The organism is Algoriphagus persicinus (assembly GCF_035156415.1).
Lineage (GTDB): Bacteria > Bacteroidota > Bacteroidia > Cytophagales > Cyclobacteriaceae > Algoriphagus > Algoriphagus persicinus.
On the sequence record NZ_JAYEEY010000016.1, the window covers coordinates 63,760 to 79,121 of the forward strand.

At 38.5% G+C, this 15,362-nt stretch carries 14 protein-coding genes; 8 read left to right on the top strand and 6 right to left on the bottom strand.

Annotation, left to right across the window (positions count from 1 at the left end):
- Positions 1 to 493 precede the first annotated feature (493 nt).
- From U3A58_RS13645 to U3A58_RS13665, 5 genes are all read left to right on the top strand, one after another.
- Positions 494 to 922, top strand: coding sequence for an RNA polymerase sigma factor (locus U3A58_RS13645; RefSeq protein ID WP_323824169.1), 429 nt, complete (start codon positions 494 to 496; stop codon positions 920 to 922).
- 205 nt (positions 923 to 1,127) lie between these two features.
- Positions 1,128 to 2,147, top strand: coding sequence for an alpha/beta hydrolase (locus U3A58_RS13650; protein WP_323824171.1), 1,020 nt, complete (start codon positions 1,128 to 1,130; stop codon positions 2,145 to 2,147).
- Positions 2,148 to 2,486: 339 nt separating this feature from the next.
- Positions 2,487 to 3,218, top strand: a complete 732-nt coding sequence (locus U3A58_RS13655; protein ID WP_323824172.1) for a hypothetical protein — start codon at positions 2,487 to 2,489, stop codon at positions 3,216 to 3,218.
- Positions 3,219 to 3,298: 80 nt separating this feature from the next.
- On the top strand, positions 3,299 to 3,613 hold the full coding sequence (locus tag U3A58_RS13660; protein WP_323824174.1) for a YtxH domain-containing protein: 315 nt from the start codon (positions 3,299 to 3,301) through the stop codon (positions 3,611 to 3,613).
- 266 nt (positions 3,614 to 3,879) lie between these two features.
- A complete protein-coding gene (locus U3A58_RS13665; RefSeq protein WP_323824176.1) occupies positions 3,880 to 4,563 on the top strand; it encodes a haloacid dehalogenase type II in 684 nt (227 codons plus the stop codon).
- Between the two features lie 958 nt (positions 4,564 to 5,521).
- On the opposite strand, the gene U3A58_RS13670 is transcribed toward U3A58_RS13665, so the two are convergent.
- Genes U3A58_RS13670 through U3A58_RS13680 form a run of 3 tightly spaced genes read right to left on the bottom strand, consistent with a single transcriptional unit; the run spans position 5,522 to position 8,042 of the window.
- The gene (locus U3A58_RS13670; protein ID WP_323824178.1) at positions 5,522 to 7,501 is read right to left on the bottom strand and encodes an outer membrane beta-barrel family protein; all 1,980 of its coding nucleotides are present in this window, start codon (positions 7,499 to 7,501) and stop codon (positions 5,522 to 5,524) included.
- An 8-nt stretch (positions 7,502 to 7,509) separates the two neighbouring features.
- The gene (locus tag U3A58_RS13675) at positions 7,510 to 7,893 is read right to left on the bottom strand and encodes a carboxypeptidase regulatory-like domain-containing protein (RefSeq protein ID WP_323824180.1); all 384 of its coding nucleotides are present in this window, start codon (positions 7,891 to 7,893) and stop codon (positions 7,510 to 7,512) included.
- Positions 7,894 to 7,904: 11 nt separating this feature from the next.
- Positions 7,905 to 8,042 carry a hypothetical protein gene (locus U3A58_RS13680; protein ID WP_323824182.1) on the bottom strand — a complete coding sequence of 46 codons (138 nt, stop codon included), beginning with the start codon at positions 8,040 to 8,042 and terminating at the stop codon, positions 7,905 to 7,907.
- Positions 8,043 to 8,224: 182 nt separating this feature from the next.
- Between U3A58_RS13680 and U3A58_RS13685 the strand changes: the two genes are divergently transcribed.
- Both U3A58_RS13685 and U3A58_RS13690 read left to right on the top strand, forming a co-directional pair.
- Positions 8,225 to 9,250, top strand: coding sequence for a sensor histidine kinase (locus tag U3A58_RS13685; RefSeq protein WP_323824183.1), 1,026 nt, complete (start codon positions 8,225 to 8,227; stop codon positions 9,248 to 9,250).
- The gene (locus U3A58_RS13690; protein ID WP_323824185.1) at positions 9,247 to 9,936 is read left to right on the top strand and encodes a LytR/AlgR family response regulator transcription factor; all 690 of its coding nucleotides are present in this window, start codon (positions 9,247 to 9,249) and stop codon (positions 9,934 to 9,936) included. Before U3A58_RS13685 ends, U3A58_RS13690 begins: the two co-directional genes overlap by 4 nt.
- Positions 9,937 to 10,383: 447 nt before the next feature.
- Here the strand turns inward: U3A58_RS13690 and U3A58_RS13695 are convergent, their stop codons facing one another.
- Positions 10,384 to 11,616 (bottom strand): PepSY-associated TM helix domain-containing protein, encoded by a 1,233-nt coding sequence (locus U3A58_RS13695; protein ID WP_323824187.1) that lies wholly within the window; start codon positions 11,614 to 11,616, stop codon positions 10,384 to 10,386.
- 274 nt (positions 11,617 to 11,890) lie between these two features.
- Between U3A58_RS13695 and U3A58_RS13700 the strand changes: the two genes are divergently transcribed.
- On the top strand, positions 11,891 to 12,673 hold the full coding sequence (locus U3A58_RS13700; RefSeq protein WP_323824189.1) for a DUF6503 family protein: 783 nt from the start codon (positions 11,891 to 11,893) through the stop codon (positions 12,671 to 12,673).
- A gap of 20 nt (positions 12,674 to 12,693) precedes the next feature.
- On the opposite strand, the gene U3A58_RS13705 is transcribed toward U3A58_RS13700, so the two are convergent.
- Positions 12,694 to 13,674 (bottom strand): alpha-E domain-containing protein, encoded by a 981-nt coding sequence (locus U3A58_RS13705; RefSeq protein WP_323824191.1) that lies wholly within the window; start codon positions 13,672 to 13,674, stop codon positions 12,694 to 12,696.
- A gap of 14 nt (positions 13,675 to 13,688) precedes the next feature.
- Positions 13,689 to 15,113, bottom strand: a complete 1,425-nt coding sequence (locus U3A58_RS13710) for a circularly permuted type 2 ATP-grasp protein (RefSeq protein ID WP_323824193.1) — start codon at positions 15,111 to 15,113, stop codon at positions 13,689 to 13,691.
- Between the last annotated feature and the right edge of the window lie 249 nt (positions 15,114 to 15,362).

A 15,362-nucleotide genomic window follows, 5' to 3' on the forward strand; every position in this document is an offset into this window, starting at 1 on the left:
TACTCCCTGGTATTTGCGACACATTCTTTCATCATTTGACAACCAACTTCCCGAAATAACCGAACGCAGGTACGCCGTTTTACCCGGATTTAGTAATGAGAACAAGCGCGGGATTCACCATATTAAGAGAATACAATAGCCACAAGTAATATAACTATTCAAGCCGCTACTACATATAACTAAACTGTTTAAGAGCAATCCTATTTAATTACCTCAATACTTAATTGAGTAATAATACCCTCAATGTATGGCATTTAATTGAGTAATAGTATCCACATAAATTTATGAATGTTACAACTTTTCTTCTAAAATGTGTAGCATTACCGCTTTTCAAAGCATTTATTTTTAGAGCATAATATTTGGACTATGGATCTTTACGCATACTGAAATTTTAATGATTTGCGGATGCATGATTGGTTTACATGTCATTGCTACAGAATCACGAAATATGTCATTACAAAGCATAATGATTTCAGAATAACAACTAATCATCATGGTTCAAGTAAACAATCCTATAGTGTGGAGAAAATTGTATGATAAATATGCCTCAGCTATGTACGGGCTAATCTATAATCTTACAAAAAATAAATCACTTGCAGAAGAAATTTTTATGGGTGCTTTTCTTGACTTAAAACAAAAACAAATTCTTTCAAAAACTAAGTGTGCACTTTACCCTATTATTATGCGACACACCTATTCTTTTACGACAAAACACTTAAAGGAAATTAATATATCCCCCAAAAATTTAAATCCGCCTAAAGAAGCTGAACTTATACATCTGCTCACTACTCAATGCAATTCACTGAAGGAGGCAGCTTCCATTCTTAATATATCTGATAAAGAAGCTAAAAAAAGACTACAGGTAGAATTTTCAAATCTCCGAAGGCTTAGTAATATTCCTTCAAATCAGCTCAGATTATAAAGTAGTGCAGGAATTATAGAATAACTAACCATTAAAATTTTACACAAAAAAAAAAATAAAAATGAATTACGCTAAGCCTAAAAAATATTTAGCCTGCAAAAATAGCCTCCCTATTTTAACGGCAGCATGTTTACTCTTATTTTCATCATGCAATAATAGCAAAACGATAACTGATTCCAATAGCATGGATAATTCAGAAAAAATTATGGCAGACTCATCAAATGCTACAGTTAATCTTAAACCTGCAGATCCAAAACCAAGCTGGGGAAAAGACATGACAGATCCTATGGCTGTGGTGATAGAAAAACTAGTAAGTTTTAAGGCACCACCACTCATCAGCTTATCAGCACAGGAAGCAAGAAAGCAGCCTACACCTGCAGATGCTGCCATGGCTGTAATTAAAGAGCATAACATTTCGGTAGCAGTTAGCAATCTGGATACGGTGGGAAGAGACATCGTCGTGCCGGGAGGTAAAATCCATCTTCGGATTTACACCCCTAAAACAGGCAAAGATTCATATCCCGTAATTGTATATTATCATGGCGGTGGATGGGTAATTGCAGGCATTGATACTTATAATGCTTCTGCAGAAGGACTAGCCAATCAGGTAGAAGCAATAGTGGTTTCCGTGGCTTACAGGCAGGCTCCCGAGTTTAAATTTCCAACAGCACACGATGATAGTTATGCTGCATACAAATGGGTAGTTGAAAATGCAACTTCAATAAAAGGTAATCCCAAAAAAATTGCATTGGTAGGTGAAAGTGCAGGAGGAAACCTTGCTGCAGCAGTAAGTATGATGGCAAGGGATAAAGGAATTCAATTACCGACATACCAGGTATTGGTATATCCAATTGCCGGCTACGATTTTAACACTATTTCTTACAAAGAAAATGAAAATACAAAGCCATTGAACTCAGAACTGATGAAATGGTTTTTTGACAAATATTTAAAGAGTGCTGCTGATAGTAAGAGCCCTTTGGTCTCTTTGGTGGATGCAAACTTAAAAGGATTGCCAGCTACGACAATTATTGGAGCCGAGTACGATCCTTTACGAAGTGAGGGAAAATTACTAGCTGACAATTTAAAAAAGGCAGGCGTAGCTACTAATTACAAACTTTATAACGGAACTACACATGAGTTTTTTGGTATGGCAGCGGTAGTTGACCAAGCTCAAGAGGCACAAGCATTGGTCGCAAATGATTTAAAGTCCGCATTCAATAAGTAAAGCTGTATTTTAATATTGTCTGTTTCTTATTTTAAAATTGAACTATCGCAAAAAATAAAACTGCAATAGATGTAAAGGAAAAAGTAAAGGACTAATAACATACTAAAATAAATAAATACATTCATATACTATACTCCAATCTGGAGTTATTGATCAGTGCTAATCAAAAATTATAGCCTTGAAAATGGCTCAGGGATTACACAAGATGGAATAGTAATTACTGGGCTAAATATAACTGACTCAAAGAAAATCAACTTAGAAGAAAATAAGTCAGACTCAAAGCCAAAACAAATATTATAAATATCAATCAAATAATTCGCACAATTAGACTCTAATAAAATGAAACTCAAAAAAATTATGTTGTCTGTAATAATAGCATGTACAGCGCTTTTATCCCAACAGGTTAATGCACAGGATACCACGAAGCAAGCGGATAAAAATAAGATGACCAAGGAAAAGATGCCTTTGGAAAAACATAAAATGCATATGGATGAAATGACGATGCCGGATATAAAAACATGGCCCGAAGCATCACAAAAGGCAGCGAAAGAAATGATGGACAAATATGGTAAGCCAAATGCAACTACACCTCACATGCTGGTCTGGCACAATAACGGTCCCTGGAAAAAAACCATCATTTATGACTTTGAAACCAAACATTTATTCCCAGTTGACCACACCGATGTAATGGAACAGGTAATTAATTACAAAGTTCCTGCAAACAAGTTAAGTGACTTGGCAGAATATGATGGAAGTGTGAGTGCGCAAAGAACAGATGGTGTAATATCGGCCAAATGTGATTTTGAAGGAGCAAATTTCTTGGCTTTGAATCTTGCCCATGATGTTTTAACCGGCAAAAAAACAGTTCAGGATGCAAGGGATTTTTATACAAAAACCATTAAAGAATTTGTTTTGGAAAAGAAGACATCTCCTTACATGCAATCCTTCCAGTTTACTGTATCTAGTGGAGACACAGGTTTTACTGACGAAAATTCGGTTAGTAAAGAAGTTATGGAAGAAATAAAAAAAGTCAAAATGAAGATGAAAATGGAGATGAAAGATAAAATGTAATCAATCTTTCAAGATCTCAATTGTAAGAGTTTTACAAACGAGAAAATTTAATCAATTAACCAATTTTAAAAATAAAAATTATGAGCACAAGCAAAGTATTATTAGGAGTATTGGTAGGCGCAGCCGCTGGTACAGCTTTAGGGATCCTATTGGCTCCGGAAAAAGGTTCGGAAACCCGTAGAAAAATCTCTAAAAAAGGCGAAGATTCGTTTAGAGAAATTCAGGTGCAGTTTGATCAACTAAAGGAAAATATAGCGGCAAAGTATAAATCTGTTATAGAAGACGCTGATTCATTAATAGGAAAAAGCAAATCAAAAATGTATGATGGACACAACGAGTTTAAAAATGATGACCATCATGATTCGAGTTTACTCAAAACTGATATACAGCTATGAAAAAACAAACATTCATCACCGCATTGCTAATTTCCATAATGACAATATTTTCAAGTTGTTCAGTAATTGGAGATATATTTAAAGCAGGAATAGGAGTAGGCGTATTTTTAGTTGTATTTGTTGTTGCTATAATTATATATTTCATTCTGCGTATGAGAAAATCCAAATAGAATAAATTTAATTAATACTCTTTCAAAATATGTCAGGCAGACAAAATAGGCAGTATAGAAATACATTTTACAAATAAACTAGTTAAGGCCTCAGCGATGACCAATAATAAACTTCCCCTGATAGTATTCGATGTAAATGAAACATTATTGGATATGTCAGCCCTGAAAAGTAAAATAAATAGCCTTTTAGGTAGCAATAAAGGCTTTAGTGTCTGGTTTGAAATGCTCCTGCATTATTCATTAGTGGATAACTGTACAAATAATTATCACAACTTTACTCACCTTGCAGATGCAACTTTAGAGATGGCTGTCAAAGCGCTAAAGGCAGATGTCACTCCCAAAGAAAGAAAAGAAGCATTGCAAACTATCAGGAAATTATCTGCTTACGATGATGTACCAAAAGGCTTACAGCTTTTAAAAGAGAATGGATTTCGGCTTTGTACGCTTACTAATTCGCCTTCAGCTACGCTTACTTCACAAATGCAACATGCAAAACTCACCGAATATTTTGAAGCAACACTGAGTATAGATACAATTAAAAAATATAAACCAGCATTAGAAACATATACATGGGCAACCGAACAATTGTCAGTAAATGTTTCTGATGCTGTACTGGTTGCTGCTCACGGTTGGGATATTGCTGGTGCTTTACGAGCTGGCATGCAGGCAGCTTTTATTGAACGTGAAGGTCAATCACTTTATCCGCTTGCCCCAAAGCCCCAATTCATAGGAAAGAATTTGATTGAAGTTTCCAAGAGTATCATTGCTTATTACAGCTAAAAAAAAGCTTAAAGTCAAACCATGATTCTGCAAAACTAACGAATGAAAAATGGCCTTTCATGACAATAATAATTCAATGGTCTGGTAAAAAAAAATATCTGTTTGCCTTAGAAAGAGAATGAAGCTAATGTTAAAGATAGCGGAGATGTTGCCTGAAGATTGGTAATTTGATAATGAAGACTTAGGTAATATGTACGCCAGGCTGAAAATTCAAAGTTGCAATGGCTCCCGCATTTCTACCTTACTCCTTACTTCCTATCATTTCTATTCCTCAGAATCCACCCGACAATCTTCTGAAGACAAAACTTTACTCCCGTGTAGAAAGAGAGTTCAGATGGGCATAATCTATTTACCAGTCATCGGGAACAATTACACTCTCACGGTTAGGTTTACCTATTTGCGCACTCTTCGAAAAACCTTGCTTGGTAAGCTTGTCGAAGTAGGTAGTAAACTTGTCACACCACGGTAATCAAGATGATATTTTCCGTTTTGTATTCCTGAGCTTTTACAGCTCTTGTTTTGAAAATTAGCAATGCAAACACTGCGCAAATAAGTGATTTTTTAAACATGGATTTTAAGTAATATTTGTGCAAAAAAACGAGTGAAATACAAGTTACCAAAACTAATCCTGAACAAGTGAATAGCGATTACCATAGCTTTACCAAAAAGTGAATTCACCCTAGTTGAAATGAGATTAATTAGCCACATTGGCAAAATGTCCTTAGATATAACTCATTCCAAACAAGTTTAACAACAAATGGAACGGCAATAAAAAAAACCAAGCCCACTTGGACTTGGGATTTCCTTTAACAATTAACCCATTATTTTTTGCTTTCCTCTAGCTGATCCATGTCCTTACAAACCTGAATATCTACTTATCACGTGATGTATGGAAACACAGACAATGGTGAAGGATCTCTTCCCATTTCACAGGCAAGGGAACATCTGTATTGGCCTCTTAAAATCTCCTTCTTCCTCCGCTAAACTCCATGGCTTCACCCTTGCCAAATCCATAGCTCACACCAAATGTCACAAAGCGACCTCTCTGGCGGAAATTGTATTGGTAGAAATCAGAATTTTGTGTCTCACTCTCCGAAATTCTGGTAGCAAATACATCCCGGACGCTGAGATTCACGATGATCTTACCTTTCACGATTTTCTTACGGATGCCTATGTCTGCCATAGCATATCCACTTATATTTCGCTGAAATGTCTTATAAGAAGACCTATAATCGCCGACTACTTCTAAGGTAAAGTCCGCCGGTAAATTGAACTTATTGGTCAGGCGTCCCGTCCATTGATTAGATTGAAAGCCGAAAGGAGTAGACTCGTAAGTTCCTGATCTGTCGAAATAATTATAGTTGAAATCTGTACTCAAAGACCACCAGTCGGCAGGCGTCATTTTTCCATTGATCTCCAGCCCAGTGACATTGTTGGTTCCAATATTCATCGGCTTGGTGATGTTGATTCCGTCTTCGAAAATCGTCACATCCTCTATCGTTTGCGTGATGTAGCGATGATATACAGACGCGCTAAGTGAAAATAAGGAATGATCCAAAATACCGGTCACTTCATAGCTATCAGTGTATTCAGGCAGTAGATTTGGATTCCCAGTGGATACGCTGTAAGTGTTTCTTATATTATAAAATGGATTCAGGTCAAAGAACCTAGGCCGGGAAATTCTTCTCGAATAGCCACCTTGTAAAGAAAAGGTTTTGGCTACCTTATAGGAAGCATGGACAGTCGGGAATAGGTTCGTGAAATTCTGACCATTCTCTTCATTTGTTTCCTCCAATAGCGTATGAATGTCCGTATTTTCCATTCTCAGCCCCAACTTCAAACCAAATTTATCTGCTTCATAAGCACCTGTCCCGTAGATTCCCAGTACTTTTTGCTCATAGAAGAAATTATTGGAAAGGGCCGGATTGACTACCCATAGCCCTGATTCTAAAGAAGCTATGGAATAATCATTTTTCACTTCTTGAATGAAATACTGACCACCTGTTTCCAATGTGAATTTCTCAGCAATTGGCTTCGTGTAATCTGCTTGGAAAGTGTATTCCGCCTGGCTGAAATCATTATCACTCAACTGCTCACCCGATTGGGCATCCTCCCCAAAAGAAGGACTATTGATAAAGGTGGAAGATTGATCTTTAGCAAAGGAACTTCCTATTGCACTGATCAGCAGAAAATGATCTTCTTCTTCCGAGAAGTCGCTTTTGTACTGCATTTCATACTGCCATTTTGGATTGGTCGCTTCGGTTTTTTCTTTCCGTTGCCAGCCAGTCAAAGGTGCACCTTGCCCACTTAATGTGGTGAAATCGCCTATGGAGCTTTCTGATTCTATCTCCATAGCATAATTTCCAGAAACCGTAATTACGTTTTTGTCATTGAAGTAATAATCTGTACCTAAAATCAGATTGAAAAAATTCTCGTTCTTTTCCACTTCGCCTACACTTTGCACTTCAGCTCCTGTGGTTGAATTTCTATTGAGCGTCTCAAAATTCTCCGGCATGGTGCGCTTTCCCACCCCTATTTGACTAAACAAATTAAATTTCTCGGTACGCTTATTCAGACTAAAGCCTAAACTATGGTTGTTTGGCACCCCGGTATTCAGTGAGGCAGATCCATTCACGCCCTTTTTCTCCTCTTTTTTCAAGACTATATTTATAATCCCAGAAGTACCTTCCGCATTGTATTTGGCTGAGGGATTGGTCATCACCTCCACTCGCTCGATCATATCAGCTGTCAAAGTGCCCAGCGCATTGCCTCCGTCATTAGTAAGGACGGAAGGCTTACCATTGATCAAAATCTGCACCCCACCTGTCCCACGAAGAAGAATTTGGCCCTCTATATTCACGGTCACAGAGGGGACATTATTCAAGACATCCAAGGCGCTGGCGCCTGTGCTACTCAAATCCTGTCCCACGTTAAACACGCGCTTGTCTAGTTGAAATTCAGTGGTAGATCTTTCCCCCGAACTACAACTTCGCTCATCTGCTTAGTATCTTGCTCTAGGGAGATTGTTCCCAGATTCACTTTATTATTCACCACTTCAATCTCCTTGATCTGCTGGGTGATAAATCCAATAAAACTCACTTCTATAGAAAAATTTTTAATCTCAGTAGATAGAAGAAGGTTCCCGTTTGGTAAGGTGGTTGTGCCAGCGATCATCTGTCCCGAATCTCCATTCAAAAGTTTGATAGTTGCGAATTCGATAGGATTTTGGCTTATGGCATCTACTACCTTTCCGGTAACTTCTATACCTTGTGAATAGGCGGTAGTAATTCTCAAACCAAAAAATAAGATCAAAATAAGCACGTATTTCATATGTTTATAATTTATTTTTCAATGGTCATAACCTGTCCCGTGACGAAGGAAACGGGATAGCCCGTCCCGTCCGCCGCGGCGGATCGGGAGAATCTCGCATATCGGATAATCAACCCTCTGTGTGTCGCTTGCGTCATGCTCGATTTCATATTGCAGCAGGTTTAATTGACTTAAACTTGACGAGTAAAAGCTGCCAGAAAAAACAAAACCGATGAACGACCAGACTTTCCCGCTAAACAGCAAAAACTCATTCGCTCTGTCGTTTGTCGGCAAAATCCGGCTGTTTACCGACTTGATACTTTATTAATATCTTCAGGAGTTAATTTGATTTATGGATTCAATCGCAACTCAAAATAAGGCTCTAAAAAAGGAATGGATCTTCCAGATCACCATCCACCTGCTGGTGTTCCATTTTGTGATTATGGATCATGAAAGAGGGCAGTTGAAATACGAGCTAAATTGGTATCAACTTTGGTTTTTTTTTAATTATATCTGGGCAAATCTGCTGATCGGTTATGTGTTTTTGCCTATGTTTTTTTACCATAAAAAATATCTTCAATTTGGCTTATATACATTATTAGCATTGATATGGGTATTACTGATCGAGGAATTTATACTAGAACCCATTTTTTTTCCCTACACCAGAGGAGCGGATTTCAAGGGAGTGCTATTAAGTAGTGGCAAGATCCTGTCTGTTTTGGTCGCTTTGGCAGGATCGAAAATCGCCTGGGATGCTACTCAAAGGCAAAGGGAACTGGACGAGCTTAAGGTCATGGTGAAGGAAAGTGAATTATCATACCTAAACTCTCAAATCAATCCTCATTTTCTATTCAACAATCTTAACAATCTCTATTCTTATGCAGTAGAGCAGTCTCCCAAAACACCCGAAATCATCTTGGGACTGAGCGGGGTTCTTCGGTATATGCTTTACGAATGCAGAGAGCCCACTGTATTGCTAACCAAAGAAATAGATCATCTGCTCAACTTCATCCAACTCTATGAATTACAAATAGAGGGAAGAGGTTCAGTAGAGCTTGACACTAAGAATATTGAAGATGGCTATAGAATATCACCCCTAATTCTAAATGTTTTTGTGGAAAATGCCTTCAAACACAGCCAGTCAGGGCAGTCTGATCAAATCAAAATAGCTATATCAATCAGGGTGAATGAGAGTGGAGAACTTACTTTTATCTGTCAAAACAATTACCATCCTGTGAATTCTCCTCAGAATGGAATTGGACTGGAAAACGTAAAAAAAAGACTCAATTTGCTATACCCTGAGCAATATGAATTGAAAATAGATCAAACTGAGGATGAGTTTTTCGTCCGTCTAAAGATCAAACTAAGCAAAGCATGAACTGTATCATCGTAGAAGATCAGCAGCCTGCCCAGCGAATCCTTAAGAAATATACAGAAGATATAGGATCACTGACACTGGTAGGTACCTTTGGAGATGCTATTCAGGCTATGGATTTTATAAAGGGAGAATCTGTGGACCTGATGTTTTTGGATATCAACCTACCCAAGCTCTCCGGTATTTCATTTCTGAAAAATCTATCGAACAAACCTCAGGTGATCATGACCACTGCCTATTCGGAATATGCGCTGGAAGGATATGAACTAGATGTGGTTGACTACCTGCTCAAACCTTTTTCTTTTGAGAGATTTGTGAAGGCAGTGGTAAAAGTGAGAAGAAACTCAGACGTTCCAAGCCAAACTCTAAATCAATCAAAAAAAGAACATTTCATCAAGATCGGCTATGAGCATGTTCGTATAGCCTTTCACGACATTATTCATCTCGCTGCTGATGGGGATTATTGTGAGGTATTTATGTTAGAGAAAAAGCACCTTTCCTCTGAACCCATGAAAAAATGGATAGAAATATTGGATGAAAGAGATTTCTATAGAATACATAAATCCTACGTAGTAAACATCCACAAAATCATCAAACTCAGTGGCAACCAAGTTCACCTCATCGGTGACACCGTTCTTCCAATCGGCAGGACTTATAGGGAAGATTTCATGGAGAAATTTCTGAAGTAATTGAGCCTGCTTTGCCAAAAATACTAAGCCCCGGTCTGTGTCCCCACAGACCAGAGCCCCTATCAAGTAGCCTTTTCCATACCAAAGGATAAAATCCTTGTTTTAAAAACCCGGAAATCCCCGGCTCATCTTCTACGACTAGAATTCGCATGCTTATTTTTTTACCACAGAGATCACAAAGGTCACGCAAAGGTCGCAGTTAAGCGATTTAGTTTTATTGAAAAGCTATGCAATTTCCATAGTTGACCTTGAATTCTCTTTCTTGGTTGTTTTTGCTACGCAAAAGTTAACAATTCAATCCAAGCTCTGTAATTCTCAAGCTTAAGATTCTCTTAAAGTTTTGAAACAAGATGCGCACTGTGCACTCTGCGAAAAACTCGGTGAACTTTGCGGTTAAAATAAACCTGAAAAAAAGACCTTCCGAAACCAGAAGGTCTCTTATATGAATTACGCCATTTCTACCACTTTGCCCCTGGAAGGCTTTTTCTTTGCTGTTTTTTTCTTTCGCTTATTCCACCAGATCAATGTTCCTGTAAAAGGCAATGAAGTCGCTATCAAGCAAGCTACAAACCATAGAAATTTCGAAAACTGACCAAATATATCACCTACATGCAGAGACTTCACAGATCTGCCTATTTGCTGACGGAACGGTAAATCCGAAAATAAATTAGTCTCAGTAACTGATAAATCAGCAGAAGACAAGGTCAATTGATCTGAGCCGGATCTTGCAAAAAAACCAGTTCTATACTTACTCACATTTATTGGATCAGATGCTTTGGATGGAAGAGATACTCTGATGTTCCCAGTATAAGGAAGCTCGGCATTGGTCTTTGCAAAAATATCCTCTAGAGAAACTCCCGAAGTAGCCTCTTCGGTTTTTGCCTCGTTTTTGGGTTTCCCTGCATTCTCACCTCTGGGAGCAGGCTCTTGATAGGTGTCCCAGGTTTTTTGCCATCCTTCTCTGTACCAGGTGTATGACCAAAACGGCCCAGTAGATGACATAATAAAAAGGAAAATGAGCGAGTAAAATGCCAGACTATTATGTAGATCGTGATTGACCCGCTTCCAGTTGGCTGACCATTTGATTTTCAAGCCTTGCTTCCAGCTTTTCACTTTATTTGGAACCCAGATCACAATACCTGTAATCACTCCCAAAAGAAACAAAAGGGTAGCAACTCCATTGATAAAGCGGCCTAAATCCCGGTTGCCCATATTTTCTAGAATTGGCTCTTCAATTCTATCCAGCATAAGCCATCTATGAAGACTGAAGATGTAGCCCATAAATTCCGCTGTATTGGTACGTTCTGAGGTATTTCCTACTATTTCCCCAGAATAAGGATTGACAAAATAGGTAGTTCCACGACCCTCTTCTCCTTCTTTCTTCAAGGTGAACTGCACCGAGCGATCAGCCTCTTCATTCCACATCACGCCTATTACATCCGAATTAGAATTTATTTCCAAAGAACTCTTCAATTCATCCGCAGACAAACGATCACCGGTAGCCTCCACGAAATAAAGTTCAGAATCCATAAACTCTCGGATCTCAGTATTATACACATATATAGTCCCACTGAGACAAACTGCAATCACCACCAGACCAGAAATAAGCCCAGCATACAGGTGTATTTGGTCAAAAATATTTCGGATGCTTTTCCAAGCTGTAACTTTTTCAGTCTTCATAAAATGGTCAGTTTAAAGAAAATGGAGATAAATACAGGAGGCAAAAATAAGGAAGTATTTTATTATTTAGATTTAATCTAATAAAAATTAAAAGACAGCTCCGTAGAATAACACACAGTAGGTTAATTGAATAACCGATAGGTCTGATCAATTGAAAATGCCCGAGCGAAATGCTTGGGCTTTTTTTTAACCAAAATACCACTTAGCTTATGCTGTATTAATTGAATCTATCACGCTTATCAAAACATAATTTCCTTTTACATTGAACAAGCTAATGTTATACAAAAAGCTCAAACTCCGTCTGACTGTTGCCTCTTTAGCACTTCTATTCTCTATCTGTTCTTGTCAGTCTCAGGTAGAAAAACCACTTCCTGAGCTTTCCCCAGAATTCACTTCCATTCTGGAGGCGCATGGCGATTGGCAAAAATGGCACCATGCCAAAGCCGAAAGCTATGCCATGATCCATGAAGGCGTCATGACTCAGGAGGATGCATTTATCAATCTGGATAGTAGAAAAATCCGACTTTCCAACTCAGAATTTGAAATTGGTTTTGATGGTAATCAAACTTGGATCAGCCCGACTAGAGATGCTTACAAAGGAAACTCAGTTAGGTTTTACCACAACTTATATTTCTATTTTTTCAACATCCCCTATGTATTTACTGACCCAGGAGTAACCGTAGAGAAAGTAGCCGATAAATCCCTGAACGGTAAAAAGTATCCAACTTACCAAGCAAAATTTGACCCCAGCACTGGTTCCAGTCCAAATGATCAATATTTCATGTTGATCAATCCAGAAACTAATAGACTTGAATATTTACTTTATACTGTGACTTACTTCGGAAATGAAAACCCTCCTTTCAGTGCATTGAAATACGAAGACTATCGGAACTCAGACGGTGTCTATTTCCCGCGGATTCTAACTGGATACACCTTTGAAAACGACTCCACAAAGAATGTAAAGTATCAAGTCACTTTTGCAGATGCCTTACTTCTGGACGAAGAGTTTGATGCAGAAATCTTCGAAAAACCAGAGGATGGCGTTTACGCTGATTAATCGATCGGAATGCAAGTTTATCAATTCTGACTTTGAGTTTGGTTGGATTGATTATCCCTGATAGTAAAGAAGTTGGAGTCTATTAGGTTAGAAATCCCGTTGATTTTCAACTGAAGGTTATCCAAGTATTCGTGTAAGCCAAACTCAATAATCTCTCCTACTTCAGCAAACTCCAACCTTGAACGCAGCTCACCCATCGCTTTTTCGGCTGAGTTCAAATAGCCACTCCCTAAGTTACCTGAGATATTGTGGAGGCATTTCTCTGCTTCTTTGATGCAGTAGTAAATTGATCTGGGAAAATATTTATTCAAAACCAGGAACTCCACCACACAGGCAGAATCAATATTACCATATAATCTACGGTAGGTATTAAAAGCAGTCACAGATTTCAGCAAGGCCATCCAGTGAAGGAAATCAAGAGGCGTTCCCACTTCTTGATCGGAGGGTAAAAGAATATGATATTTCACATCCAATATCCTAGAAGTCTTATCCGCGCGCTCCAGGTATTGACCGAGTTGTCTGAAATACCAGCCCTCTATTCTCGCTACACTGCTATCCGCTATACCATAGATTAGCAGAATTTGGTTTTTCACCTTCTCAAAAAATGGTCTCGGATCTTCTTTCTTCCAAACCTTCTTTTCCAAGCCATCCTGCATTATATAATAGAGTTCATTGACCTTCTCCCAAGTTTCCTTATTCAGATTTTCACGGATGATTCGTGCATTTTCCCTGGCATTTTTGATGGTAGAAAGCATGGAGTTCGGGTTTTCGGCGTCAAACCCCAAAAAGAATAAAACCTGATTTCTCTCATAGCCCTTACATCTCTCCTCATAGAGATCCAAATCACCGGTGGCAGCTATCAGCGGACGCCACTGTTCTTTCAGATCCATCGGCAGATCTTGCATCAGATTGAAGTTCACATCTATAAATCGCGCATAATTCTCTGCACGCTCCAGGTATCTTCCTAACCAATAAATACTATTCGCTACTCTACTTAGCATATTCTTTCTGTTTATTAATATAAAACCCAAGTATCCTTACTTCCTCCACCTTGGGAGCTGTTCACTACAAGCGAACCCTTCTTTAGCGCCACTCGGGTCAATGCACCAGGAATTACTTCGATTTCCTTTCCATACAATATGTAAGGTCTCAAATCCACATGCCTGCCACTTATACCTTCATCAGTCAAAGTTGGGACGGTTGAGAGTGACAGCGTGGGCTGAGCAATGTAATTAGTTGGATTATTTTTGACAAGCTCTCTGAATTTAGCATGCTCTTCTGGGGTGGCTTTCGGGCCAATAAGCATCCCATAACCTCCAGCTGCATTGGTTTCCTTCACTACCAATTCTTCTATGTGATCCAACACGTATTGTCTGTCCTTTTCTTCTCTACAGAGATAAGTGGGCACATTGTTCAGAATTGGTTCCTCATCAAGGTAATATTTAATGATTTTTGGGACATAGGCATACACAGCCTTATCGTCAGCTACGCCAGTTCCTGGAGCATTTGCCAAGGCAATATTGCCGGCTTTGTAGGCTTCAAACAAGCCAGGCACGCCGAGCATGGAATCAGGATTGAAAGTCAAAGGATCCAGAAAAGTATCATCTATCCTGCGGTAAAGTACATCTATTTGCTCCAGTCCTTTGGTGGTCTGCATATATACTCTATTGTTTTCCACTATGAGATCTACTCCATTGACCAGTTCCACACCCATTTGCAAGGCAAGATAGGAGTGCTCATAATATGCGGAATTGTATATCCCCGGAGTCAGTACTCCAACCACCGGTTTTGGTTTATCGGAAAGATTGTGAAGCATGCGCAGCAGCTTTGTAGGATAATCGGATACTGGCATCACGCCCTTCTGAGTAAAAATATCCGGATAAACACGCTTGATAATTTCTCGGCTTTCCAACATATAAGACACGCCAGAAGGACATCGGAGATTATCCTCTAAAATATAGTATTCTCCATCTTTGCTTTTTACCAGATCAGTACCTGTAATATGACACCAAATACCCTTAGGAGGCGTGAGGCCAATGCAAGGCTCTAAATAATCCTTACTTTTCAAAATAAGATCTGAAGGCACTATTCCATCATTTAGGATTTTCCGTTCATTATAAATATCCTGAAGGAAAAGATTAAGTGCCTGGGTCCGCTGCTTTAATCCCGCCTCAAGTTTCTGCCATTCTGAATTGGGAATAATCCTGGGAATAATATCCAAATGCAGAATCTTCTCCAAGCCCTGATTGTCATGATAGACATTAAATGTCATACCCATCGACCGCTGCGTCTGGTTTGCAGAATGCTGAAGCTGGTTCATCTTTCTAGAGCTCGTCTTTTTCAGATGGTGATAGAATTCATTATAATGCTCTCTAATCTCCCCATCTACAGAGATCATCTCGTCGTAGTGTTCTCCTGAGTTGTATCCTTCGGTCTTCATAAGTTTATCTAAATAAAACAAGCTCCAAAAAGATAAATGAAAAAATGTAATTGTCAAAAAAATAGTAAAAATAGGTACTTATTTTTATCAAAACCCACAATTTTATCATACTTTATTAAAAATATGATTCATTATTTTCGATTTTCTCAATTATATTAACTGTAATTCCAACCCTCTTTTCACACTTAAGTAACGTATTTATTCTTGGGTTGTAAAAATTTATAAGCAGAACAGTTGATTAAAAAACTC